Source organism: Paenibacillus sp. FSL L8-0333, from assembly GCF_037965665.1.
Classification (GTDB): domain Bacteria; phylum Bacillota; class Bacilli; order Paenibacillales; family Paenibacillaceae; genus Paenibacillus_AQ; species Paenibacillus_AQ odorifer.
Map to the genome: position 1 here is coordinate 1261900 of NZ_CP150186.1, position 24799 is coordinate 1286698.

Here is a 24799-nt window from a genome sequence, read left to right on the forward strand (position 1 = left end):
CACTTTAATGTAAAATATAGAATTTGACATATACCTCTAATATATTAAATTAGGGAGGTAGTGTTAATGAATGATCAGGAAATTATCCAAAAGAGAATAGAGGGTGCTAGAAAAAAACTTTATTTAATGGAGAGGCAACACGGAGGGCTTTTGCATCCGAATGTGATCAGACAGTCCATGAGATTAGATGAATTAATTAATCAGTACAATAAAGCAGTACATAGCGATAATGAGGATTGAAGAGAATGGTTAAACACCCTACATAATGATATTGCAACTTCTGATGAAGTATAGAGCCAGCGCTGTGCGCGGGCTTTTTGGCTTGTTGGATCTCATAAAATAAATCAATGCTGCACGCTTGTCATGCCCGTCTGCATATTGCGGCCAAGTCCCTCATAGACATGTACTAATCAATGCATTCAAAACAGGTTAAGGGGATGATGTCATGCGCCGGATAACATGGGTACTCGCGATCATTATGAGCGTGGCCCTGGTGATGACGGGGTGCGGGAAGAAGGATGCCGCTTCCGTAGTCAAGGATTTGAACAATGTGGCTGACAAGTTGGAAAGTAAGCAGGGAACGTACCAAGGTTCTGGCACAATGACCCTGTATACCGGGGAACAGCCGCAGGAGTATAAGGTAGAAGTATGGTACAAGAATCCTTCCTACTACCGGATCAGCTTGGCAAATGTTCAGAAGGATATTACGCAGATCGTACTTCGTAATGATGAGGGAGTGTTCGTACTCACACCAAGTATGAATAAGAGCTTCCGTTTCCAAAGCGATTGGCCGGATGATCAAGGTCAGGTCTATCTGTATCAGACGTTGGTTCGTGGCATAGTTTCGGATAATAACCGCCAATTTGTGGAAGATGGAGATAACTATGTGTTCGAGGTAGCCGCGAATTATCAAAGCAATGCCCTTGTGCGGCAAAAGATTTGGCTTGATAAAAAGACTTATGAGCCTAAACAGGTTCAAGTCTCTGATTCTGAGGCGAAGGTAGTTGTAAACGTGAAGTTTGACACCTTCAAATTCGATACGGATTTCACCAAGGATTCCTTTGATATGGAAAAGAACATGGCCTCGGGCAAGTCCGCAGAGAGCACAGTAGCTGAGGTTGATGAGAATGGTAATCCGGTTACAGCTCCTGAGGGCCAGGAACAGGCTGAACAACCAGTGGCTGCAGAGCTTGGAGACTTTGGGATCATTGAACCTGATTATATTCCAGCTGGTGTAGAGTTCAAGGACTCGCATAAATTGGAGGGCAACAAAGACCATGCTGTTCTCATCCGATATGATGGGATTTATCAGTACACTATTATGGAATCCCGTCCACTGGACCGTGCGGTAGCACTGGCGCCTGGAACCCTGAAAGACCTTGGTTTTACGTGGGGAGTTCTGAGTGGGGATGAGCAGCAGACATTGACTTGGATGTCTGAGGGTGTAGAGTACCGAATTACAAGTGCCAATCTTCCTGCTAATGAAATGATGCAAATTGCCGCTTCTATGGAGGCACAATCGGGTAAATAATAAAAAGTAGGCGGATACTGCGTTTTGTGGGATTCTTTCCTCTACAACGTAGTATCCGCTTTTCTTTATTTGCCGGGGCTCCAGCACACATTGACAGCCACCTTCTGTAGCATTACCATTGGTACTAAGACAATGATTAATGCAATGCAGCAATGACGTTTTACTACAACGTAAGAAGGTGACTTGAAGTGCAAGCAAGCTATCGACCGACAGTAGCCGAAATTAATCTGGATGATTTGCGTGCCAATTACGAAGCCTTTCGCCGCTACTTGCCGGCAGAGACAAAGTTTATGGGATGCGTCAAAGGAAATGCGTACGGCCATGGAGCAGTGGAAGTGACACGGGAGCTGGAAAGACTCGGAGCAGATTATGTTAGTGTGGCTTTTTTGGATGAAGCATTGGAGCTGCGTCAGGCGGGAATACTGATTCCTATACTGGTGCTTGGCTACACTTCCCCAGAAGGAATAGCCGTTGCCTGGGAGAACCATGTAACTGTAACACTGTTCACACCGGAGGTACTGGAGGCTATAAGACAGCTTCCTATAGATCCGGAACATCGGCTAAAGGTGCATATCAAGATTGATAGCGGGATGGGACGACTGGGTCTTTTACCAGCTGACGCACCTGCATTTATCTCTGAAGTGCAGTCTGTTGCGCAGGCGGAGCTGGAGGGTATGTTTACCCATTTTGCCAAGGCAGACGAACAAGACAAAAGCTATACACTGGAACAGCATCGACGGTTCATGAGCGTGGCGGAAACGCTGCGGGAGCAGAACATTCAGATCCCGATCATACATACGGGCAATAGCGCTACGGCCATTGATTCACCTTATTTATCCAGCAACATGGTGCGTGTAGGCATCAGCTTGTACGGATTTTATCCCTCCACAGAGGTGAACCGTCAACTGGTAGAACTACGTCCGGTATTGACGCTGAAGACGCAGGTTGTATATGTCAAAAGCCTGCCTGCCGATTGGGGCGTCAGTTACGGCACTAGGTACATCACAGAGAGCGAGGAGATTATTGCAACGCTACCTGTGGGGTACGCAGATGGATATTCCCGCATGCTAACTGGCAAAGCGGAGGTGCTAATACGTGGACGCCGCGTTCCTGTCGTCGGAACAATCTGCATGGATCAGTGTATGGTATCACTCAAATCTTTCGCTGCAGAAGCGGAACAAATTAAAGCAGGCGAAGAAGTTGTTCTCATCGGCCGTCAAGCTGACGTGATGATCACGGCAGACGAGTTGGCTCTCCAGCTTGGAACAATTCACTACGAGGTTATCTGCATGTTGGCTCATCGGGTGCCACGCGTTTATATAAGTGAAGGCACACTTCCTAAATTAGTAAATGCTCTACTCACAAACTGAAAGTTCTTGACAGTGATGTTATACAAGGGAGAAAATAGAAGGAATTGTATCGTATTAGGAGATGTGACTAAAAGCCTATACGAACCACCATTTCTAGTTTATAATGGGATGCAGCATACTTGATATACTGGCGGCATATATTCCTTGTATAAAATTCCTTGTATATTGTAACACTGGAACACAAGGGCAGAAGGTTTGTGGGGGTGGAAGAGAAGGTGGCTAATTTGCAGAACACCAAAAGAATCATGATCAGCTTGCCCGATCATCTCTTGCAGGAAGTGGACGGAATTGTTCAATTGGAGAATTCCAACCGGAGTGAATTGATTAGGCAGGCCATGAAGCTGTACTTGAGCGAACGGAGGAAACGTTCCATCCGGGAGTCCATGCAGCGCGGCTACATGGAAATGGCTAAGATCAACTTGACCATGGCATGCGAGGCTTTCCTCGCGGAGGAAGATGCAGACAGCACTCTTGGCCGCTTAGTAAGCGGGGTGTAGACATTGATCGTTAAACGTGGCGATGTTTTTTTTGCTGATCTTTCGCCGGTTGTAGGTTCTGAACAAGGCGGAGTAAGGCCAGTTCTGGTCATCCAGAACGATATTGGCAATCGCTTTAGCCCGACGGTAATTGTGGCTGCAATCACAGCCCAAATCCAGAAGGCTAAGTTACCTACACATGTGGAAATTGACGCAGCTGCTCATGGCTTTGACAGAGATTCTGTTATTTTGCTGGAACAGGTTAGGACGATTGACAAACAACGCTTAACTGACAAGATCACCCACCTTGATGATGAAACGATGAAAAAGGTGGATGAATCGCTGCAAATCAGCCTTGGTCTGATTGATTTTTAATCACCCTAGGTTATAGATAACTCATGAGATTGGCGCTCGGGTACGAATCCGGGCGTCTTTTAATGTGCGTTTTTGCGTATAGTAAATAAAGAATCGTTAGGTCTTCACTTTTTGAAAATGATCTGATATTATTAGACCGTACGGTCGGTTTAGGAGGTGCTTAGAATCAAAGGACGCTCAGACGGAGAAGAAACTAAAAAAAGAATTGTGCGCAAGGCCACGCAGCTGTTTGTACAGAAGGGTTATGCTGCCGTAACTATGAATGAAGTTTGTGTAGCCTCGAATGTCAGTAAGGGCAGTCTGTATCACCATTTTCCGAGCAAGGATGAGCTTTTTCTATTTGTAGTGGAAGTGGATACGTTAGAGTGGCTGCAAGCGTGGAATGATAAGAAACAGGAAATTGCAGGGATCGAAGAACGATTTTATGCGTTAGCCGAGCATTACGCAAATGATTTTCAGAATCCACTGATTCATGCGCTCGAGGAATTCTCCAGAAGCAGATGCCACCCGGAAGAGATTAGCAAGCGGCTTTCACTTCTTTATGAAGCAGCCTCACATGCTTGTCGTGATCTTTTGAAGGAAGGGATTGAAACAGGATATTTGGTAAAAGGCGACTTGGAGAACTATGTAATTATCGTGAGTGGCATGCTTGAAGGGATTGGAAGAGTTTCTGAATTCTCGATTCATGAGAAGACCCGGGAGGATATAAAAAAATATTACCGGGAAGCAGTAAATTTATTATTACAAGGGATTCGTACGGGGTAAGATAACGAGGGGCATGAAAAGAAGCTTTACATTCAGGATCATGAAGGCTGAAGCTTCTCAAAGGCACCGGGATAGGAAGGGTTATTTTTTTACTATTATTTAGACCGGATGGTCGGTCTTAACATGCATAATATTCGAAGATTTGGCTTTAAACACACGGAGGGTTAATACAATGTCATTGTTACTTAGAAACAGAGGCGCTATGCTGCTTGTTATGCTTAATATTTTTCTAGCTTTCACTGGAATTGGGCTAGTAGTCCCAATAATGCCAACCTACATGAATGAGCTTGGGATCAGCGGAAGTACTGTCGGGCTCTTGGTCGCCTCCTTCTCGCTTGCCCAATTATTAATATCGCCATTTGCCGGCAGATTATCCGACAGAATCGGTAGAAAAAAGGTGATTGTAGCAGGTTTGATCGTGTTTGCGATATCTGAGCTGATTTTTGGTCTGGCCAATGTACCTTGGCTCTTGTTCGTTTCGAGATTGCTTGGTGGTGCAGGAGCTGCTCTAATTATGCCGGCAGTTATGGCTTATGTAGCGGACACGACTTCTTTTGAAGAGAGAGCTAAAGGAATGGGACTAATTAATGCAGCCATTACCACCGGCTTTATTATTGGTCCTGGGATTGGCGGTTATCTTGCTGAGCTTGGAATGCGGGTACCCTTTTTCTGTGCGGCTGGTGCAGCTGGAGTTGCAGCTCTAATTACAGTTTTAATCTTGCCTGAGTCTCTGTCTGAAGAGAAACGTAAGGAAGCGACGTTATCAAAAAATAATCAGGAAAGCTTCTTGACACAGCTGATGCGTTCTTATCGCGAGCCGTACTTTTTCGGCTTAATTATTGTATTTGTCATGGCTTTTGGACTGGCTAATTATGAAACGGTGTTCGGATTGTTCGTGGATCATAAATTTGGCTTTACGCCTAAGGATATCGCTTTTGTAATTACCTTTGGTTCTATTGCAGGTGCGGTGGTGCAGGTGTCCGCATTTGGCTGGATCTTGAATAAATTCGGGGAGAACAAGGTGATCTCCACTTGTCTTATAGTCTCATCATTGTTTATTCTGCTGACCTTGTTTGTAAGCGGCTTTTGGGCGATTATTACGGTTACCTTTATTGTGTTCTTTGCAATGGATATTCTGCGTCCAGCAGTAGGTACACAGCTTTCCAAAATGGCCGGAGAATCACAGCAAGGTTTCGTAGCGGGAATGAACTCAGCTTATACAAGTCTCGGAAATATTGCTGGGCCTATCGTCGCAGGGTATTTGTTTGATCTTAGTATTAACTTCCCATATGGGGCAGCCGCGCTCGTTCTGGCTTTGTGTTTTGTATTGTCACTGAGTTCCGGCAAACGGGGAATGGGGCAGCGGGCGTAATCGCTAAATCCGGGCTCTGACCCGTCCACGATGCCTCGCTATATGCGCACAGCGGTTCAGTACAACGCGCGCTATTCGGGCTGGTCTTTGGTGCAGAGCCGAATCTGTGATACTATTTTAATTATGAGATCAAGATATGTATAAGCAGATTGTGTACGGGAAGAGGGATACTAATGGCGGTAGATAACAGCAATACGGAAGTCATTACGGATGAGGCAAACGCACAGCGGGAGCAGGAATTGATAACCGTAGCGATTGCCAAGGAATTGAACATTAGTCTGAAACAGGTACGCACTACGGTAGGATTGCTGGATGAGGGAAATACCATTCCGTTCATCGCCAGATATCGGAAGGAAATGACAGGTGAGCTGGACGAGAATGCGCTTCGTGATATTGAAGAACGGCTGGGTTATCTTCGCAATCTAGGCGAACGTAAAAAAGACGTTATACGCAATATTGAAGAGCAGGGCAAGCTGACCAAGGAGCTTCATGAGCAAATTATCAATGCGGTCAAGCTTCAGGAAGTAGAGGACTTGTATCGTCCCTTCAAGCAAAAGCGTAAGACGCGGGCTAGTGTTGCGAAGGAAAAAGGACTTGAGCCGCTGGCTAACTGGATCTTGGAGCAGCAAAGACAAGGGGACCCGCAGACTGAAGCATCGAAATATATTGATGTGGAAAAGGGAGTAGAGAGCGCAGACCAAGCGCTGCAAGGCGCACTGGACATCATTGCCGAGAACATAGCAGATGATCCTGCGATCCGCTCTTGGGTTCGCCAGTATACAGCAAGTCAAGGTATTCTTGTGTCTGAAGCAAAGGATGCAGAACAAGAATCCGTATACGAAAATTATTATAGTTACCGTGAACCTGTACACAAAATGCCACCTCACCGCATCCTAGCAATTAACCGTGGTGAGCGTGAAAATATATTAAAGGTAGGCATTGAGGTCGTCACTGATAAAATTCATGCCTATATTGCACGGAAAATTATTAAAGGGCCATCCCCGGTGAAGGAACTGCTGGAAGCAGTGACTGAGGATGCCTACAAACGTTTGATTGCTCCTTCAGTAGAGCGCGAAGTTCGTGGAGAGATGACCGAACGTGGGGAGAACCAGGCGATTTCGATCTTCTCTGGCAATCTACGTAGCCTGCTGCTGCAACCGCCAGTCAAGGGGCGTTGTGTTCTGGGGGTTGACCCTGCATACCGTACTGGATGTAAGCTAGCCGTTGTAGACGATACTGGTAAGCTGCTAGAGGTAGCCGTGACCTATCCGACGCCGCCGAATAACAAGAAGCGCGAAGCTGCTGCTAAGTTCAAAGAGTTGATTGCTAAGTACGGCATTCAGCTCATCGTAATCGGCAATGGCACAGGCTCGCGTGAAACGGAGCAGTTTACGGCAGAAGTGATTGCCGAGATTGGCAATCCAGAGCTGGCGTACCTGATCGTTAATGAAGCGGGAGCGAGTGTCTATTCTGCTTCCAAGCTGGCGCAGGAGGAATTCCCGGATCTGGATGTAGCGGAGCGCAGCGCGGCTTCTATCGCCCGCCGTGTGCAAGACCCGCTGGCGGAGCTGGTGAAGATCGATCCGAAAGCTATAGGTGTGGGACAGTACCAGCATGACGTCTCCCAAAAGCATCTGGAGGAGAGTCTTAAAGCCGTCGTGGAATCGGCGGTTAACCATGTTGGCGTAGATGTCAATACGGCATCTCCTGCCTTGCTCTCTTATGTAGCAGGGGTTAATGGAACGATTGCTAAGAATATCGTTAAATTCCGGGAAGAGAACGGCAAGTTCACGACCCGGAAGCAGCTGCAAAAGGTTCCTCGTCTAGGTGCCAAGTCCTATGAGCAATGTATCGGCTTCTTGCGGATTCCGGGTGGAGACAACACCTTGGACCGCACGCCTATTCACCCCGAGTCCTATCCGGTGGTGGATCGTTTGTTCCGTGAGCTAAGCCTCGATGTGAATAAGCTTGGCAGCAAAGAAGTAGCCTCACAGCTTGAGGTACAAAATGCCGAGGAGCTGGCTGTGAAGCTGGATGTCGGCGTGCCTACGCTGCGCGACATCCTGGAGAGCTTGCAGCGTCCGGGCCGCGATCCGCGCGAGGAGCTGCCGCTGCCGATCTTCCGCACCGATGTGCTGAAGATCGAGGATCTGGTTCCTGGCATGGAAATGCAGGGAACCGTCCGCAACGTTATCGATTTCGGCGCATTCGTCGATATCGGCATCAAAAATGATGGGCTGGTGCATATTTCCCAGCTCAGCGGCAGCTTTGTGAAGCACCCGATGGACGTCGTCTCCGTAGGAGACAATGTCACCGTCTGGGTGATGGGTGTTGACCTGAAGAAGGGCCGGGTCAGCCTGACCATGCGTCCGCCGCGTGTTGAGGCGGGAAGCGTGAAGTAGACAGATAGCAGTGATCCTCAAAGAACGACAACAAGAAGCCAGTCTCCTATTATTGGGGACTGGCTTCTTGTTGATTATTTTCAGCTGCAACCCTTTTTGTCATTATAGTAGTGAAGGACGTGCACTCTTTGGGTAAGTTTAGAGTAACAGTTGAACTAAGCGTTTATTACTAGGAGGAGATAGATGTGGGAAATCCATTGAAAGAATTAAAGAATAGTGTGAATGGCCTAAAGCAATCCCTTGATGGAGTTAAGCAATCGGTAGAGGGATTGAAAGAACCTATAGATGAGAAGAAGGGAAATATTCAGGTCACGTTGGAGCAAGCGAAGGACAGATCTGAGGAATTTAAATCGGAGATCAGTCGTATGAAGGAATGTGTGGAGGAAACTAAGCTGGTTGTTAATGAGGCGAAGGAAACGGTAATGGAGGCGGGCGAGGTGCTATACACTCAGAAACGCTATAAAAAATTGTTGAAGCGAAACCGAAAAATGCAGCCTGCAAAGGCAGGCCGCCGTTTACTATAATCCGCCGGAAGTCCAAACACGAAATCTTTTTAATTATAGGAATGAGAGGGAAGCGCATTTAAAAAAATCTGCAACAGCTCATTTACCGAAGCCTCCATATTGGAACGTTGCTCAGCTGCAAGCCAATCCTCTTGAATGATGATGTAGCTGCAGGAGCTGCTTTTTAAATAGCTGTATATTATTTGTGCTTCGTCAATTTCATGGCGCCCGATCGCTGCCGAGGTCTGATTGGGTTCACTGTGAAAAGTGGTCATAATCGCTGACTTTATTGCCGCTTGCAGGTGGGTGATATCCGGTTGATCATATTGTAGCTTGGTATGGGACAGGATACGGTTGCCCTTGAGCAGAATGAGTTTAAGCGTCTGTTCATTCATGGCCTCAAGAACTGCAATATTCTGATTCTCCTGTGCGAATTCGATGACCTTCTCTTTGTGAATCAGGAAGCTGACAGCTCCAATATAGTCCCTGTATTTGGCGGCGGTTTCGAAGTCATAGTGCTCCGCGACCACTGCCATCCGTTGCTCCATTTCCTCAAGGATACTGGAATCTGAGCCGTTTAGTAAGCCAATGACTCGATCAATAATTTTATTATATTGAACAGCGGCATCTCCGCCTGCACACATCCCTATGCATAGGCCAAGCGAATGGTTTAGGCATAGGGAATTTTTAAAGCTAGGGTTACTGCAAAGGATTCTTGAACTTTCTTTAATGCCTTGCACGGCCCGTTCCACGGTGCTTCTGCTCGTATAGGGACCAAAAACCTGAGTGCCTTCTTTGACCGCAGGATCATAGGTAATCTCTAACGAACGTATTTTTTCATCCGCTCCTATTACGATATAGGTATAAGCCTGCGGATTTTTCATTTTTTTATTGTACATGGGTTTGATCTCTTTAATTAATTTGCATTCCAGCATAAAGGCTTCAAATTCGGTATCCGTAAGGATGATTTCCAGATCTTTAATATTTCTTACAAGCTGTTTAACCTTTGGGGAATGAGATTTTGAGTTTTGAAAATAGGATTGGACTCTCCGTTTTAACTGTTTTGCCTTGCCAACATATATAATATGACCGAGATTATCCTTCATGAGATAAACGCCGGGAGTTAGGGGAAGGCTTTTAAGTTTTTCTGTTAAATGAATAGTAACCCCGCCCTCTCATAAGAGTTGTATGATTGATAGTTTTAGTATAAGCTTGCAACCTTCATTTGTTCAAATCAGTCTAAAGAGTGAAGAATCAAAGCTAAGGAGGGATCTTATGTACTTCGCAAAAAAAATCGGTGGGCTGGCGCTTATAGCAGCTATGTTATGGCTTACAGCCTGCAGTGGAACGCCAGAAGCGGGAACGGAGCCGAAGCAGACGCCTGAGCAGTCACAAGAGCAGGCACCAGTGCAGACGCCAAAGCAGACACCAGAGCACACACAAACTGCACAGCCAGCGGCTACTACACAACCACCACAGGAGACGGAACTACCACAGGAGACGAAGACATCAAGTACGGGGCAGCCGCAGGATCTAGAGGGATTGCCGCCATTAGTTGAGGAAGCGGCGTCTACGGTAATGAACTCCATTAAGAATAAGGATATGAAGCAATTAGCGGCGTGGGTACATCGGGATAAAGGGCTACGCTTCTCTCCTTATGCATACGTGGATACAAAAAATGATCTTGTATTCACCCAGGAGGAAGTAGAAGGATTAATGAATGACTCTACCAAAAGAGTCTGGCGAACATTTGCTGGCTCCGGTGATTTAATCGAGCTTACATTCGCAGATTACTACAAGCGGTTTGTCTACGATGCGGACTTCATTCAGAAGGCCGAAATTGCTGTGAACAAGGGGCTTGGACAAGGGACGACGATCAACAACTTAAACGAAGTGTATCCAAAGGAGCAATATGATTTCGTTGAATATCATATTGCTGGAATCGATCCTTCTGTCGAGGGAATGGATTGGCGCAGCCTGCGTCTAGTTTTTGAGAAGATCGGAGAAGACCATGCATTAGTCGGCATTATTCATGATCAATGGACGCCTTAGCTTACGGACTCAGATGACGCTAATATGGACGCCTTAGCTTACGGACTCAGATGACGCTAATATGGACGCCTTAGCTTACGGACTCAGATGGCGCTATTATGGACGCTGTTTGCCTGCTTCAACTGATTATTCACATCCGTTGGCATACGCTGATCCTTACGGACCTAGATGACGCTATTCGCGTTTTTTTAGCGATTAGAGCACAGTTTCGGACTCCAGTGCAGCTATTCATCAGAAAAAGGCATATCTATGGTGCTTTTTGAGCCAATAGCGACGATGGAGTCCTTTAGTAGTCCAAATGTGCGATTATGCAACGAATAAGGTCAACTGGGTCCGATAGTAGCTGCATTCCTATCCGCTGTAGCCCCATCTGTTGCACACCTAACTGGTGCACACCTAACTGCTGGACACCTAACTGCTGCATACCTAACTGGTGCACACCTAACTGCTGGACACCTAACTGCTGCATACCTAACTGGTGCACACCTAACTGGTGCACACCTAACTGCTGCATACCTAACTGCTGCATACCTAACTGGTGCACACCTAACTGCTGTGCACCTAACTGCTGTGCACCTAACTGCTGTGCACCTAACTGCTGTGCACCTAACTGCTGTGCACCTATCTACTACACACCTATCTACTACACACCTATCTGCTGCGTTCGCATAACGCAAACATTGGAGCATCGCTGATTTGTATATTGTTTTTGGCTACCTGCTTCAGCGGATTTTCATATCCGTTGATACACGCTGATCCTTACGGACCCAGATGACGCTATTCGCGTGTTTTTAGCGATTAGAGCATAATTTCGGACTCCAGTGCAGCTATTCATTAGAAAAAGGCATATTTATGGTGCTTTTTGAGCCAATAGCGACGATGGAGTCCGATAGCATCGTAAAAGTGGCATATTTTTGCGTATAAGGTCATCTGAGTCCGATAGCTGCTGCGTCTGTGTAAATATGATCTAATCGCTCGAAGTTTGATGTTCATCACCATCAAATAGCCTCATGCACTCAAATATGATCTAATCGCACGAAGTTTGATGTTCATTACCGTCAAATAGCTTCATGCACACAAATATGATCTAATCGCTCGTAGTTTGATAATCCTCACTGCCAAGTAATCAGCATTTCTGAGCCTGAGTTAGCTTGAGGACCCAGATGACGCTATTCATATGTTTTTAGCGATTGGAGCACAGTTCGGACCCCAGTGCAGCTATTCGTTAGAAATAGGTTCATATTGGGTGTTTTTTAAAGACAATAGCGACGATGGAGTCCGATAGCTAACAACAAGTTGGATTATGAGACGATCTATGGGGAATTACCAAAGACGTCCCACCCCTGCTTAAATATGTGTCAGACCCTGGTGGGGCCTCCTCTGTAAAAGTGGGGGCAAAAATTATAATCAGTACAGCTTTTTTTTCGGGAAATATGCTTTAAGCATGGAGTCTCAAGTGCGCTTCAGGAATTTCCCCCTGCACCGGAAGCCACACCAAAAAAACCGGCAGAGGATTCTGCCGGGTAATACAGGATAGATTAAGAAATTAAATATTAGCAGGTTTAAGCTTTCTCGCTTCTTGCAGATGAAAAGACAAGTATAATCCTAATCCGGCAAGAGCCGTCAACGTCCAGAATGCAATGTGGACCCCTTTGAGCATATCCAATGGAAAGGATAAGGAACTGGCACTCGCAGTAGAAGTCATTATCGTTACAAGCAAGGCGCCTCCTATTGAACCGCTGAGCGAGCGCAGCGTGATTGTCATTGGAGAAGCATGTGCAACCATGGTGTTGGGGATACTTGCCATGGCATAGGCCGTAATTGGAGCCATAACTGCCCCTACTCCAAACATAAGCAGGGCATACATTATAACCAGTAGATTAAAGGACGTCTCAGTTGATAACGTGAGGGCAAGAGCCACTGCCATGATCAGAATGAGCAGAAATCCTCCCTGGGTTACGCGGCTAACCCCAAACCGGTCATATAGTCTGCCTGAGATCAGACCGGAGACACCAATCAGCAGTGCACCTGGCAACAACATAAGCCCGGACTCCCTTGGTGTTAAGCCTCTTATCGTCTGTGCATACAGAGGAAGAAGGAGTTCAACTCCCACCATCACCGCAAATAAGATCACCCCCACAATAGAAGAACGGGTAAAGGAGCGGTGCCGAAACAGCTTGAAATCGAGCAAAGGTGCCGTGAGCTTGAGCTGTCTTTTAATAAACAGCGCCACGATCAGGAATCCGGCCAGAAGGATGATCCCTGCGACAACAGGATTTCCCTTTTCTTCCCCGACAATGCTAAAACCATATAATATACCAGCGAATCCGAGTGAAGAGTAGATAATGGACCTGGTGTCGAGCTTGGTCTGATGAGTCTCTCCCACGTTCCGCAGCGTGAAATGCGCTAAGAATAAATTGGCGGCTGCGAGCGGAGCCACAGCATAAAACAACAGTCTCCATGAATGATTCTGAACCACGAACCCAGACAGAGTAGGCCCAAGTGCAGGAGCCAACCCCAGAACCAAACCGACTACTCCCATCGCTGCACCGATTTTCTCCTTCGGGAAGACTCTGAGTATCGTCGTCTGAAACAGAGGGAACAGCAGACCCGCACCGATGCCTTGAACCAAACGCCCCGTCAGGACTAGGGGGAAACTCCAGGCGATCCCGGCAATCAGTGTTCCTGCTGTGAACGCTCCGACAGAGGCCATGAACAAGGCCCTCGTAGTAAACTTTCCGATCAAAAATCCAGCAACAGGAACAGTTATACCTATCATCAGGTAGTACACCGTAATCAGCCACTGCGCTTGATTCTCATGAATGGCAAGATCCTGCATGACACGCGGCAACGCCGTATTTAACATCGTTTGCATTAATTGGGCTAGAAAATTGGCAACCACCAGAGAGGCTACAATAATGCTGGGTTTATTAGTCAAGCTGTCTTCACCGCTTTCAGAGGTATTATTCGGATGCAGTGAGCTGCTGCAAGGCATGTATGGATAATATCCCCACCTCTTGTTGCCGTGGTTGTCCATCCTTGAATATGAGTGTGGCCGGTATACTCATCACGTGGTATTTTCCAGTCGTCTCCGGGTTGTCATCCACATTGACCTTCACTACAGTTATTGTAGCATCCGACTCCCGCTCAAACTCTTCCAGCACAGGTGCAAACATCCGGCACGGTCCGCACCAGGGCGCCCAGAAGTTGACTACAGTTATTCCTTTCGGTTGAATGAGTTGTGCAAAAGTAGCATCTTCCGCATGGAGAACTGCCATTATGAATCATCCTTTCAAGATTAATAAAATATATTATAGATCCATTATATCTATAATTAGGATAAATAATAGACTTAGTGTATCCACAATATATCTAAATCAGTATTTTGTCAAACCGATTTTCACTTACTCCTGTGCTTGTACATATAAAACAAAAAGATCCGTTAATTGCGCTTGAAGCAGTTGATAGATCTATGATTGTAAATGATGCGGTCGAGAGGACTCGAACCTCCACGATATTGCTGCCACACGAACCTGAATCGGGCATGCAATTCGGTCACTAGCGGGTTGTGAAATCCTTGTATAATCAAGGATTTTTGCGGTTTTTCTGTTTTTCTCAAGCACAACAAGGGGATGCCGGGTTCACCCAAAACGCAGTCAATTTTGTAAGTTTGAAAGAACTCAGAGAGAACTCAGAGAGAACTAGACAAGAAACAGCTGTGTTAAGGTCATCTGAGTCCGATAGCGGCGTTACTTAATCAATTAGAGTTCGGAGTTGGGATAAAGGGGGAAGGAACAACAAACAGCAAACAAGGGATGCTTCAGCAGCCATATGATGGCTTTTGAGGCATCCCTTCTCCGTATCTCAGCCGTCATAAACGGTAGCTGGAAGTCCAAATATACACCGCAGTTGCGTTGGACTCTTAACTCTAAAACCTTCAAGTTGAATTTATATTATTGTGCCGCGCTAGAAGACGAATAAGAAGCAGAGCCAGTTACAGGTTGAGCGACAGCTTTGTATCCATCTGGCAGATAAGTGGCAACAGATGCCTTTGTGATCACCTGCGCGTACATTTTCCCTGGTTCAGGAGCAGTCACGTTAAAGTAAATCACAGCCGTATTGTCTTTACCAAATTCGATTCGCTCAATCACCAGCCCATACCCGGGGTTAGGCAGATTATTAACGGTAAGTGTGGCTTTATTTACGCCTTCACCCGCTTTGGTCAACGTAACCTCTGTTTCGTAGGTGGGAGTAGTGGGACTGCCATTAGATACAATTACACGTTTAGCAAAAGCGGCTGCATCATAGATGAGAGCGGCTGCTTCAGAGCGGGTAATAGCATCATTTGGCCGGAAATTACCGTTCTTATCGAGTGTGGCAATATGTGTATTCAGCAGGATCTGGAGACTATTTATAACCTCCGTAGAGAGTTTATCGCCATCCTTAATGTCTACATACATCAGCGTAACAGGGAAGTTACCTTTACTTTGCAGCGCTTGCGTCAATAAGTGAGCGAACTGAGCACGGGTGATGGTTCCGTTAGGATCCACTGTCCGGTCGAGTGAAAGACCATTTTGCTTGGCAGTCAGGAAAGCCGAAGCATACCAGGCTTTGTCGTTTACTTTATCGAAATAATCACTGGCTTTGGAAGAATTACTACCTACCGCTGGTTGCGGAGTCAGATTCAGACCCCCAACGATGAATTGTATCCCTTGCGCAAAGCTTACCTTAGATTTAGGGGCAAACTTATCTTTGTCTACTCCGTTTATAATCCCCTCTTTATGCAAAGAGTTGATTTTTGCTTCCGCAGGATCACCTTTCAAATCTGAAAAAGCAAAAGCGGATGCCCCAAAAGACACACTCGCTGCCAAAATGCCGCAGGCTATAGTCATTTTTTTAGCGTTATTTATGAATAATGGTTTTTTCATTTGCGTCACCTCCATACTCTTAGATGGTAGATTAGACCAAAATGTTGCATAGATTTTAAAATATTATAACGATTCGAGTAAAAACTTATCCGCGCAGGAGTGACTCGGCACCATCTACATAAATCTCAGTTCCCGTAACATGAAAAGATTCATCCGATGCGAGAAATAATACCAGATTGGCAACCTGCTCAGGCTTACCCGGTGCATTTTCCAGCGGATGATTACCTTCCGGAAATTCCACAGGAATCTTCACTTTTTGAAGATCATCGCTTTTATACGTATTATCTCCAATTTGTGTATCGATTGATCCAGGACAGATTGCATTTACACGGATGCCGTATTGCGCCAGCTCTAGTGCAGCCATTTTCATAAAAGCAACTTGTCCTGCCTTGGAAGATGAGTAAGCGGAAGCGCCAATGTTCGAGAATACTCGGTTGCCGTTAATGGAGCTGGTGATAATGATGCTGCCGCCATTTTCTTTCATATGGGGGATGGCATATTTTACTGTGGCAAAGGTGCTGCGTAGGTTGGTATCCAGTGTCTGGTCCCAATCTTCGATTTCTAGTGTTTCGATTGGAGACCATGTACCATTAATGCCAGCATTGGCAAAAACAATATCAATCTTCTCGGCCGCCTCCCCAACCTTACGAATACTTTCTTCGACCAGACCTGGATTGGAGACATCGCATTCAATTACTGTTGCTGTACCGCCAATAGATTCAATCTCACGTTTAGTTTCATAGGAATCCTCGGGAGTGCGGTCAAGCATATATACCTTAGCTCCGTGTTGGGCAAACCTTATGGCTGTAGCTTTTCCAATACCGGAACCAGCACCTGTAACCACTGCAACTTTATCCTGCAAACGTTTATCTGTCATGATGAATTTCCTCCTCGGCGTTAGATTTCTTATTAGTAATTACATACCCGGCATAGCTGAATCTAACCAATTGAACTGGAGGGTGGAACAACGTGGGTGGATATATTACTATGGAATATAAGGATGTAAATAATATAAATTCAGATAAATCTAGCTCATGATAGGGGAACTATAGATGATTCAGCAGCAGGGAGCAGAACGGATTAATGTGGGGATATTTGCCCATGTGGACGCCGGGAAGACGACAACAACGGAGCATATTTTGTATGAAAGCGGTCGCATTCGCGCGCTTGGCAGCGTAGACACTGGGACGGCATTGACGGATTCAATGGATGTGGAGCGGCAGCGGGGGATATCCGTACGGGCGGCATTGGCTTCTTTTGCTTGGAAAGGTGTGCATATTAATCTGGTCGATACCCCGGGGCACGTCGATTTTCTGTCCGAAGTTGAGCGGTCTTTGCGGGTGATGGATTGTGCGGTGCTTATCCTTACAGCCGTGGAGGGTGTGCAGGCCCAAAGTGAGATGATCTGGAACGCGCTGCGGAAGCTGGGAATCCCCACGCTTATTTTTGTGAACAAAATGGATCGCGTAGGCGCTAACCCTGAAGCTGTGCTGGCAGAAGCGCGAAATTATTTGTCTAGTGATATCATTCCAGTTCAGCAACCCATCGGCAAAGAGAAGGGGTACATAGGAGCAAGAGATTTATGGGAGAACGAAGCTGATGCTAGCGCACGAACAGAATTATTAGAGGCGTTAGCGGAACGGGACGAAGAGCTGTTGGAGAAGTATATGTCAGGTAGCACTATTGATTTGGCTGAATGGAAAAAATATATGAAAACAGCCTCCTCATCAGGCCGCTTTTTTCCGATGGTTTATGGCGTCGCCGCCAAGGGGCTTGGGATTACTGCCTTGCTGGATGCGATGGTTGAGTATTTTCCGCGCGCTGGTGGGAATGTGGAGGGGGCGGTGTCAGGCATCGTATACAATATTCAGCGTGATAAAAGTATGGGACGGATGGCGTTTGTCCGCCTTTATGAAGGGACGATCCGTAACCGCGATACGCTGATGAATTATACGCAGGATATTCAGGGGAAAGTGACCCAGATCCGCAAGGTCGAAGGTGGTCGGACCGAGGATGTCGGAGCGCTTGAAGCCGGAGATATTGCTGTTATCTATGGCCTTTCAGGGGTGCGCATCGGAGATGTGCTCGGCCATCCGGGGGCCATTCCGGAGGAGGCGAAGCTGGCTGTGCCGCTGCTAACGGTGCGTGTATTCTGGGAACCAGATGTGGATGACCATAAGGTTTTCGGAGCGCTGCAGGAACTGGCGGATGAAGATCCGCTTTTGGATGCGCAGTGGCTGCAGGATGAGCGGGAGCTGCATATCAAAGTAATGGGACCGATTCAACTGGAGATTCTGAACAGTGTTCTGGAGGAGCGATATGCGCTGAAGGTTACTTTCGGTCAGCCTTCTGTCATATATAAAGAAACGCCAGCCCGTGCCGGGGAAGGTTTTATCGCTTACACGATGCCGAAACCGTGCTGGGCGATTCTGCGCTTTCAGATTGAGCCGGGATCTCCGGGCAGTGGTTTAGTCTACGATTCGGTAGTGCGGAGTTCCGACCTGCTGCCGCAATATCAGAGCGAAACCGCACGCCGAGTACCAGAAGCCTTACAACAGGGTTTGTATGGCTGGGAGGTTACCGACCTTAAAGTGACCTTGATCGAGGGACAGCATCATGTGTGGCATACCCATCCGCTGGATTTTGCGGTGGCGACTCCGATGGGAATTATGGACGGACTCGCTCGGGTAGGCACTAAACTCCTAGAGCCGATTCTGCAGGTTCGCATCGTGGTTCCTGAGGAGAATGGCGGACGGGTGATGAACGACCTTGTGCAGATGCGTGGCACGTTCGAGCCTCCCGTGCTGCAAGGCGAGCGGATGATCATCGAAGGACGTCTGCCGCTGGCAACATCGCTCGATTATCCCGTCAGCTTAAGCTCCTACACGAAGGGGCGCAGCACGTTTACTTCTTTTTTTGCCGGCTATGAAGAATGTCCACCAGACGTATCTGCTGAGCGCACCCGCCGGGGCGTGAACCCACTTGATCAGGCGAAATATATATTAAGTGTGCGAAAGGCACTGCAAGGTTAAATTGAGCTTGAGTGTTAAATAGGCTGACGGGAAATAAAAAGCTAGAGAGTGTGCGAGGATGTTGGTACTAAGATATACTCAGAAAACTATTAGAAGATATGAAAATAGCTCCAGTAGAAGTAGAAGTAGAAGTAGAAGTAGAAGTAGAAGTAGAAGTAGAAGTAGAAGTAGAAGTAGAAGTAGAAGACATCTCCTCGTTTTTTAGTTGGCATGTGAATATTATACAGCTCAGAAAAACATATCAATTCGGTAGCCAAAAGTGATTTCAATAGTTTGTTTGAGAGGAATAAGTGGTTGAACACTAGTCAATGTTGGACTAGCTGAAGCTTTTATCGGAAATCTAAGGGGGAATTAAATTGATGATTAGAGAAGCAACAGCTAGTGATATAGACGGGATCGCTTTTGTCCACGCTACGAGTTGGAAAACCACATACAGAGGGCTAATATCAGATGAGTTTCTCGATAAAATTACAGTGGAAGCTAGAAGGAAGCTCTGGATTCGGAATTTTGAAACGCCCAATAAAGACGAGGTTATGTATGTGGCTGAAGATGAGGCTGGGACGATTATTGGTTTTGCAAATGGAGGAGCGCGAAGAGGGCCAGATCTCTCAGATCTCTATGATGCGGAGCTATATGCACTCTATTTGCTTAAGGAACAGCAAGGAAAGGGTCTTGGAAGGCAACTCATAAGAAGCGTAGCACAGAATTTATTGGAGGAAAATTATAGCTCGTTCATGACTTGGGTGGTAACAGGAAATCCCGCGATTCATTTCTATCACAAAGTGGGTGGGCAATCTGTTGCGACAAAAGAAGTGAAGATTGGGAATGAGGTCGTCGAAGAGATCATGATTGGATGGAGGGATATTGGAGTTGTTGGGGGTTAAGAGCCAAGGGGAGCGATGTACAGAAGCTTTTAACTGTATTTTGTACAACTATAATCCTGCGAATAACCCGTCAAAAAATATAACTGTATTTCGTACACCTATTTTCGTGATTTATTACTCATTGGGCACATTTTCTAGTTTTAAGTGTACAGAATACAATTAAAGTCTTGAAGATCCCATTTGGATGCGGAATAAGTGTATGAAATGCAGCTATTTCATGAGTTCATAAAGCTCCGTGCACAAAACTATCTAGAGAAGGCCAGGTTTTTTTCACTAAAAAATAGGATGAGTTAAAGGTTGTGAGAAAGTGAGTGATAAACAAGCACGGCTATTTCGTATGGAGCAACTGAAAAAAAGAGTGAAAATAGAGAACCCACTAGGTTCCCTGTACAGTGAGTGTATCGAAGCTTTAGGTCCCAACACAAGAATATATAGTTTAGAAAAGTCGTCCGAGATTGTAGCTATGATGGAGAGTATAGTTAATTTCACACAGTGGGCGCGGATTGACTGGGAATCTATTGATCAAAAGAAATCCCTTAAGACACCGGAAGAACTGAAAGACATAGAGTCTATTTTATTGCGTGATAACTATTTTATTGTGTGGAATGAGTTCAATCTTCCGGTAGTGGAGACTAATTTAAAAAATATTATAAACAATTTCAATGATGTTATTGCTGTTGGATTTGATACATGGATTGTAAATTTGGATAAAGGAATTATTATTGAAAGTCATCACGAGGGGGATTTAACAGTGGGTTGGATCTCGCCTCCTCCACTACCAGCTTAACCATAGGCTCTAATGGATGCACAGAGAGTAAAAAATGTACGTAATTCACACTGCGCTAATAACCTCAAGTTTATCCTTCATACACATAACAAGCTTATATTAAGTATAAGAGTCTTAATATGATCTATTAGCCTATAGACTTTATTCCCCCTCAGACTCAGCCTTCTTCCGCGCCCGGAAACGCCGCACCTTCATAAGGTTGCCACAGGCTTTGTCATCGCAGTACCGCTTGGAGCGGTTGCGTGTATCATCGTAATAGACCCAGAGGCAATCGGGATTCTCGCAGATACGGAATCTTGTGGGTTCTTTTTCAAGTAATGCCTCGGCAAAAGACGCTGCAATCTCCGCCATTACCTGCTCCCAGCCACTATGGAGTGGCAATAGCTTTATTTCCGCTTGCTCGTCGCTTTTCCACACAATTCGCCGTATAACAGGACCCTTGTCCATATAGACATTGAGCTGTTCCAGTATTTCTCCATACACCGAGTTTCCTTGCACAATGGCCTGTACCCAGTTCCATAGTAGTGAGCGAAGCTTTTTAAGCTGCGCCATTTCTATCGTGTTCGGCATCTGTGTTTCTAATAGAGCATACTCCTTCAGCCATTTAAAAACCCACTCTTCTTCATCGAGTCTGTCCCGGTCTTTATTCTTATCTCCTGTTCGCCAATCCCGCCAGTAACTGTTAATGAAATCCTCCCACAACACGGTCTGTTCATCCTTTCCGATTCAACGCTCATTACAAATCATTGTAACAGTTAAAAATAAGTTTAGCTAGTTACTTGAATACAATCTGGAAATATGCTACATTTCTTTTGTAACCACTATATTATGGTTTAAGTCGTTACATATTAGTTCGCTTTGAAGTAGTTCTTTTTGAAGCTACACCATGAAGTTTATGTTTACACAAATTTTTAGGAGGTTGAACATGCAAAATAAAATCAGTGAGGTCTTGCTCCAAAATTGGGATTATTGCATGGATATCGAGGATTGGGCTCCGCCGCTTAGCGATGCGCTGGAAGGTGTGGATAGCAAACAGGCTCTCTGGAAGCCAGAGGGGGGGGCGGCCAATTCTATCTGGGAAACGGTTAACCATCTAACTTATTATAAGGTGCGTTTGCTGCGAAAGCTAAAAGGGTTGCCCAAACAACCCGATGCTGAAAGCAACGATGATACCTTTACTGTAACAGCTGAAGGAGAAGAAGCATGGGCGAAAGCCGTTGCAGACCTGAAAGACGTGCATGCTGCTCTTAGAGAAATCATTGAAGCGCTGGAAGAAGGCGCGTATGATTGGGGCGGTTCGGGTCATGCGCCAGGGGAAGAGGTAATGAGCCTTATCCTACACGATTCTTACCATACTGGACAAATTATTATGCTGCGTAAATTGCAGGGTTCGTGGGTGTCCAACCGTAGTTTTAATTAGAACCTCCATATTTAAAAATATAAGCCGTACACTGCTATTCCGGTATACCCGGGTCAGCGGAGGTACGGTTTTTTTGTGCAACTCTGGTAGGCATGAGTATATATTCTATATTGCTTTTTTTGGTTGATTTGGATAAATTAAAACGCGATATGGATATGGGCTCAGAAACTAATCACTGATATCATATAATCCAAAGGCTGAATTAACAAATAACTAGAGCTGTAGATGATTCCTGAAGATTCAAGGGTCATCTTTTTTGATGAGGAATCAAGTCTATCTGGCGGAGGGGAGTGTAAAGATTGACGAGGTTTGGACAGTTAAACACATTGCGTAATCAAATTTTCCTGGGTTTTATGTTTGTCATGGTGATCGTACTCGCCACGGTTGGTTTTTTTATGTACGGGCAAGTTTCGGTTCTATTACGCAATAGTGCGGAGAAGCATATTGAACAGACTGCAGTTCAGGCAACGGGCAAATTGGATGTACTGATCCGGCAGATTAACACGTTGACGGCGCAAGTGGCAACCAACGCCTCCATTCAGCGATTACTCGCTCAAGAGGCCGAAGGAAAGCCGATCAGCTTCGCCGAACGTCAAACCATCCAGCAGGAAGTACGTAAATATGAGGCGTATGCGACAGGGATTCGTTCCATTGAGCTGTATGCAGGTGATTATCAGAAATTACTTTCTGTTGATGACGCCAGCCTGAACAATCGAGTATCAGAAGAATGGATCAGCCGGGTGGACGAGGGCAAAGGACGTCTCGTATGGTTTGGACTTGACCCGCGGAATTCGGATATCGTCATCGCGATTCGTAATATTAGACTGATTGATCATTCATTCACGAAAGCTGGCTATATTATGGTTCAAATTGAGAAAAGTTACTTCCAGCTTACGGATGAGGTGGACAGCTCACAGGCGGAAACGCGTGAATTAATGAGATTATTTGATGAAGCGGGACGGCAAATTTCTTCCGATTTTTCCGTAAATGTTAATGCAAATAAGATACTGGATCATGGAGGAGAAAAGGTTGAGGTTGGCGGTGAAGACTACATTGTGATTCAGAAGCAGTCCAAGGCAACAGGTTGGAGGCTAGTAATCCTCACTCCAGTTGACTATACGACAGAGGGGATATCTGTCCTTCGTACAGCGATCATCGTATCCGGTGTTGTTGGCAGTTTATTGTTTCTCATTTTTACTTTTATTTTATCCACGATGATTACACGTCCTATACTGAATTTGATAAAAGTGATGCGCGGTTCGCGATTTGGAACCTTGAAACCGATTTCAGTCACTTCTACCACCATGGAGATCAATGAGCTCAATAATACTTATAACCAGATGGTTCACTCTCTGAATGAACTAATTGAAGTCGTCTATCAGAAGGAGATCGTCCAGAGTCGCACAGAATTAAAGGCACTTCAGGCTCAAATCAATCCGCATTTCTTATTTAACACATTAGAAGCATTCTATTGGGCCCTCGATGAAAAGGGTGAGGAGGAATTAGCTCAAATTGTGGTTGATATGTCGGGGCTTTTTCGTTATGTCATCAATCGAACTGATGATGATGAATGGGTGACTATCGGCGATGAGCTCGACCATGCCGAAAGATATTTGAAGATTATGGAGATGCGTATGCTCGATAGGTTATCCTGGCGGATTGAGTCAGATGAAGCTTGCCGAAGTGTCCCGCTACCGAAGCTGTTAATCCAGCCTCTTGTCGAAAATGCGATTCTTCATGGCGTAGAGCAAAGGGTTGGACCGGGGACAGTCATGCTAATTGTCAGGCCCTCAAGTCGTCCGGGATATACATTGGTTACGGTAACTGACGATGGTCCAGGGATGGATGCAGCAAAGATATCGTCTATCTATCACACCATGGAGAAGGGGAGCATGAGGTCTTCCAAAGGGACTGGGATTGGTATTGCTAATATAGAGCGGAGACTGAAACTCAGTTACGTAGACAATACGGACGGGCTTGAAATACGAAGTGAAGAAGGTTATGGAACTAGCATTTCTTTTGAAATACCGAATGAACCTGGAGAGGGGAAAAACACGTGAAAACTATACTTATCGTAGATGATGAACCTAGAACAAGAGAAGGGGTTCGTAAAACATTAGAAGCCTGGTCATCCGGTCAATATCGCATCGAAACCGCAGCAAGCGGTGTTGAAGCACTGGCATGGCTGCAAAATAACGAAGTTAATCTGCTTATTACCGATGTGCGCATGCCTGAGATTGGAGGGCTAGAATTAGTTGAAAAGCTGAACGAAATGCCTCATCCTCCAGTGGTTATTGTGATCTCCGGCCATCCTGAATTTGACTATGCACAGAAAGCCTTGCAGTTTGGTGTGGTTGAATATTTACTGAAGCCACTCGACAAAACGAAGCTGGTCCGAGCAGTGGAACTGGCATTGAAACGCAAGGAGGATATATATCGAATCGAACGAATGGAGAAGCTGATCGATCCCAAGCTTATGGAAACGGTACAGCAGGAGAAAGTGTATAGCACTCAAGTGCGTGAGGCACTCCAATACTTAGACGAACATCTTCACGAATCGATATCCATGCGTGATATAGCGGATCAATTACACATGAATGCCAGCTATTTCAGCGTCCTTTTCAAAGAGCAGACGGGATTGACTTACAGTGAATATGTAACGAGAAGGAGAATACAACGAGCCAAAGAACTACTGGTGAGCACACGGCTGTCCATTGCTGAAATCGCGGAACAAGTAGGCTATCAAACGGCCAAATATTTTGTGAAGGTATTTCGTGCACTCGAAAATGTTAGTCCAGGGCAATACCGCCAGAACGTCATGACCACGGAGGAAAGAATCCAATAATAGTGGTATTAGTCCCAATCCTTATGACCTTACGACATCATGGGATCCAAGCTACAA

Annotated in this window: 23 protein-coding genes and 1 pseudogene; 16 read left to right on the forward strand and 8 right to left on the reverse strand. The window is 45.8% G+C overall.

Annotated features, from left to right (window positions below; all coding sequences use genetic code 11):
• The first annotated feature begins 66 nt into the window (after window positions 1–66).
• The 9 genes from NYE72_RS05435 (at window position 67) to NYE72_RS05475 (ending at window position 8815) form a co-directional block, all read left to right on the forward strand.
• The gene (locus NYE72_RS05435) at window positions 67–240 is read left to right on the forward strand and encodes an aspartyl-phosphate phosphatase Spo0E family protein (RefSeq protein ID WP_094903681.1); all 174 of its coding nucleotides are present in this window, start codon (window positions 67–69) and stop codon (window positions 238–240) included.
• A gap of 205 nt (window positions 241–445) precedes the next feature.
• The gene (locus NYE72_RS05440) at window positions 446–1531 is read left to right on the forward strand and encodes an outer membrane lipoprotein carrier protein LolA (protein WP_036686774.1); all 1086 of its coding nucleotides are present in this window, start codon (window positions 446–448) and stop codon (window positions 1529–1531) included.
• Window positions 1532–1719: 188 nt separating this feature from the next.
• Window positions 1720–2901, forward strand: a complete 1182-nt coding sequence (gene alr, locus NYE72_RS05445; protein WP_036686775.1) for an alanine racemase — start codon at window positions 1720–1722, stop codon at window positions 2899–2901.
• 215 nt (window positions 2902–3116) lie between these two features.
• Window positions 3117–3398: a CopG family ribbon-helix-helix protein gene (locus tag NYE72_RS05450; protein ID WP_025698676.1), complete on the forward strand. Its 282-nt coding sequence runs from the start codon at window positions 3117–3119 to the stop codon at window positions 3396–3398.
• Window positions 3399–3401: 3 nt separating this feature from the next.
• Entirely contained in the window at window positions 3402–3752 is a 351-nt protein-coding gene (locus NYE72_RS05455) for a type II toxin-antitoxin system PemK/MazF family toxin (protein ID WP_036686777.1), read from the forward strand.
• Between the two features lie 156 nt (window positions 3753–3908).
• Window positions 3909–4517, forward strand: coding sequence for a TetR/AcrR family transcriptional regulator (locus NYE72_RS05460; protein ID WP_052096817.1), 609 nt, complete (start codon window positions 3909–3911; stop codon window positions 4515–4517).
• Between the two features lie 172 nt (window positions 4518–4689).
• Window positions 4690–5889 (forward strand): MFS transporter, encoded by a 1200-nt coding sequence (locus NYE72_RS05465; protein WP_076100052.1) that lies wholly within the window; start codon window positions 4690–4692, stop codon window positions 5887–5889.
• Between the two features lie 173 nt (window positions 5890–6062).
• Entirely contained in the window at window positions 6063–8291 is a 2229-nt protein-coding gene (locus NYE72_RS05470) for a Tex family protein (protein WP_076100050.1), read from the forward strand.
• Window positions 8292–8476: 185 nt separating this feature from the next.
• The gene (locus NYE72_RS05475; RefSeq protein WP_038569050.1) at window positions 8477–8815 is read left to right on the forward strand and encodes a hypothetical protein; all 339 of its coding nucleotides are present in this window, start codon (window positions 8477–8479) and stop codon (window positions 8813–8815) included.
• Window positions 8816–8844: 29 nt separating this feature from the next.
• Here NYE72_RS05475 and NYE72_RS05480 read toward each other — a convergent pair whose 3' ends face one another.
• Window positions 8845–9693: a DNA helicase UvrC gene (locus NYE72_RS05480; RefSeq protein WP_339212130.1), complete on the reverse strand. Its 849-nt coding sequence runs from the start codon at window positions 9691–9693 to the stop codon at window positions 8845–8847.
• A 3-nt stretch (window positions 9694–9696) separates the two neighbouring features.
• Window positions 9697–9900, reverse strand: a pseudogene (locus NYE72_RS05485) (GIY-YIG nuclease family protein); the annotation flags it as partial.
• 169 nt (window positions 9901–10069) lie between these two features.
• On the opposite strand from NYE72_RS05485, the gene NYE72_RS05490 reads away from it, so the two are divergent.
• Window positions 10070–10846: a hypothetical protein gene (locus NYE72_RS05490; protein WP_036686786.1), complete on the forward strand. Its 777-nt coding sequence runs from the start codon at window positions 10070–10072 to the stop codon at window positions 10844–10846.
• 286 nt (window positions 10847–11132) lie between these two features.
• Here the strand turns inward: NYE72_RS05490 and NYE72_RS05495 are convergent, their stop codons facing one another.
• The 5 genes from NYE72_RS05495 to NYE72_RS05515 all read right to left on the reverse strand — a co-directional run bounded on the left by NYE72_RS05495 (window position 11133) and on the right by NYE72_RS05515 (window position 16651).
• Window positions 11133–11390: a hypothetical protein gene (locus tag NYE72_RS05495; protein WP_339211445.1), complete on the reverse strand. Its 258-nt coding sequence runs from the start codon at window positions 11388–11390 to the stop codon at window positions 11133–11135.
• A gap of 1002 nt (window positions 11391–12392) precedes the next feature.
• Window positions 12393–13841 (reverse strand): DHA2 family efflux MFS transporter permease subunit, encoded by a 1449-nt coding sequence (locus NYE72_RS05500; RefSeq protein WP_081386716.1) that lies wholly within the window; start codon window positions 13839–13841, stop codon window positions 12393–12395.
• Entirely contained in the window at window positions 13810–14124 is a 315-nt protein-coding gene (trxA, locus tag NYE72_RS05505) for a thioredoxin (protein WP_038569055.1), read from the reverse strand. The genes NYE72_RS05500 and trxA overlap by 32 nt, the downstream gene beginning before the upstream one ends.
• A 675-nt stretch (window positions 14125–14799) precedes the next feature.
• Window positions 14800–15774, reverse strand: coding sequence for an S-layer homology domain-containing protein (locus NYE72_RS05510; protein ID WP_051491481.1), 975 nt, complete (start codon window positions 15772–15774; stop codon window positions 14800–14802).
• A gap of 85 nt (window positions 15775–15859) precedes the next feature.
• The gene (locus NYE72_RS05515; RefSeq protein ID WP_036686790.1) at window positions 15860–16651 is read right to left on the reverse strand and encodes an SDR family NAD(P)-dependent oxidoreductase; all 792 of its coding nucleotides are present in this window, start codon (window positions 16649–16651) and stop codon (window positions 15860–15862) included.
• Window positions 16652–16826: 175 nt separating this feature from the next.
• On the opposite strand from NYE72_RS05515, the gene NYE72_RS05520 reads away from it, so the two are divergent.
• The 3 genes from NYE72_RS05520 to NYE72_RS05530 all read left to right on the forward strand — a co-directional run bounded on the left by NYE72_RS05520 (window position 16827) and on the right by NYE72_RS05530 (window position 20477).
• Window positions 16827–18806 carry a translation factor GTPase family protein gene (locus NYE72_RS05520; RefSeq protein WP_339211447.1) on the forward strand — a complete coding sequence of 660 codons (1980 nt, stop codon included), beginning with the start codon at window positions 16827–16829 and terminating at the stop codon, window positions 18804–18806.
• Window positions 18807–19165: 359 nt separating this feature from the next.
• Complete coding sequence (locus NYE72_RS05525; protein WP_076296834.1) at window positions 19166–19690, forward strand: GNAT family N-acetyltransferase; 525 nt, start codon at window positions 19166–19168, stop codon at window positions 19688–19690.
• A gap of 307 nt (window positions 19691–19997) precedes the next feature.
• A complete protein-coding gene (locus NYE72_RS05530; RefSeq protein ID WP_038569064.1) occupies window positions 19998–20477 on the forward strand; it encodes a hypothetical protein in 480 nt (159 codons plus the stop codon).
• 141 nt (window positions 20478–20618) lie between these two features.
• Here the strand turns inward: NYE72_RS05530 and NYE72_RS05535 are convergent, their stop codons facing one another.
• Window positions 20619–21182: a CGNR zinc finger domain-containing protein gene (locus tag NYE72_RS05535; RefSeq protein ID WP_038569066.1), complete on the reverse strand. Its 564-nt coding sequence runs from the start codon at window positions 21180–21182 to the stop codon at window positions 20619–20621.
• A gap of 220 nt (window positions 21183–21402) precedes the next feature.
• Between NYE72_RS05535 and NYE72_RS05540 the strand changes: the two genes are divergently transcribed.
• The 3 genes from NYE72_RS05540 (at window position 21403) to NYE72_RS05550 (ending at window position 24742) form a co-directional block, all read left to right on the forward strand.
• Window positions 21403–21897: a DinB family protein gene (locus tag NYE72_RS05540; RefSeq protein ID WP_036686798.1), complete on the forward strand. Its 495-nt coding sequence runs from the start codon at window positions 21403–21405 to the stop codon at window positions 21895–21897.
• 299 nt (window positions 21898–22196) lie between these two features.
• The gene (locus tag NYE72_RS05545) at window positions 22197–23957 is read left to right on the forward strand and encodes a sensor histidine kinase (RefSeq protein ID WP_038569068.1); all 1761 of its coding nucleotides are present in this window, start codon (window positions 22197–22199) and stop codon (window positions 23955–23957) included.
• The gene (locus tag NYE72_RS05550; protein WP_036686801.1) at window positions 23954–24742 is read left to right on the forward strand and encodes a response regulator; all 789 of its coding nucleotides are present in this window, start codon (window positions 23954–23956) and stop codon (window positions 24740–24742) included. Before NYE72_RS05545 ends, NYE72_RS05550 begins: the two co-directional genes overlap by 4 nt.
• Window positions 24743–24799: the final 57 nt, after the last annotated feature.

Excerpts from the sequence above, each read along its gene's own strand:
- NYE72_RS05435 (WP_094903681.1), top strand. The coding sequence starts at position 67 with ATGAATGATCAGGAAATTATCCAAAAGAGAATAGAGGGTGCTAGAAAA.
- NYE72_RS05440 (WP_036686774.1), top strand. The coding sequence starts at position 446 with ATGCGCCGGATAACATGGGTACTCGCGATCATTATGAGCGTGGCCCTG.
- NYE72_RS05465 (WP_076100052.1), top strand. The coding sequence starts at position 4,690 with ATGTCATTGTTACTTAGAAACAGAGGCGCTATGCTGCTTGTTATGCTT.
- NYE72_RS05470 (WP_076100050.1), top strand. The coding sequence starts at position 6,063 with ATGGCGGTAGATAACAGCAATACGGAAGTCATTACGGATGAGGCAAAC.
- NYE72_RS05480 (WP_339212130.1), bottom strand. The coding sequence starts at position 9,693 with ATGTACAATAAAAAAATGAAAAATCCGCAGGCTTATACCTATATCGTA.
- NYE72_RS05490 (WP_036686786.1), top strand. The coding sequence starts at position 10,070 with ATGTACTTCGCAAAAAAAATCGGTGGGCTGGCGCTTATAGCAGCTATG.
- NYE72_RS05500 (WP_081386716.1), bottom strand. The coding sequence starts at position 13,841 with ATGCCTTGCAGCAGCTCACTGCATCCGAATAATACCTCTGAAAGCGGT.
- trxA (WP_038569055.1), bottom strand. The coding sequence starts at position 14,124 with ATGGCAGTTCTCCATGCGGAAGATGCTACTTTTGCACAACTCATTCAA.
- NYE72_RS05510 (WP_051491481.1), bottom strand. The coding sequence starts at position 15,774 with ATGAAAAAACCATTATTCATAAATAACGCTAAAAAAATGACTATAGCC.
- NYE72_RS05515 (WP_036686790.1), bottom strand. The coding sequence starts at position 16,651 with ATGACAGATAAACGTTTGCAGGATAAAGTTGCAGTGGTTACAGGTGCT.
- NYE72_RS05520 (WP_339211447.1), top strand. The coding sequence starts at position 16,827 with ATGATTCAGCAGCAGGGAGCAGAACGGATTAATGTGGGGATATTTGCC.
- NYE72_RS05525 (WP_076296834.1), top strand. The coding sequence starts at position 19,166 with ATGATTAGAGAAGCAACAGCTAGTGATATAGACGGGATCGCTTTTGTC.
- NYE72_RS05540 (WP_036686798.1), top strand. The coding sequence starts at position 21,403 with ATGCAAAATAAAATCAGTGAGGTCTTGCTCCAAAATTGGGATTATTGC.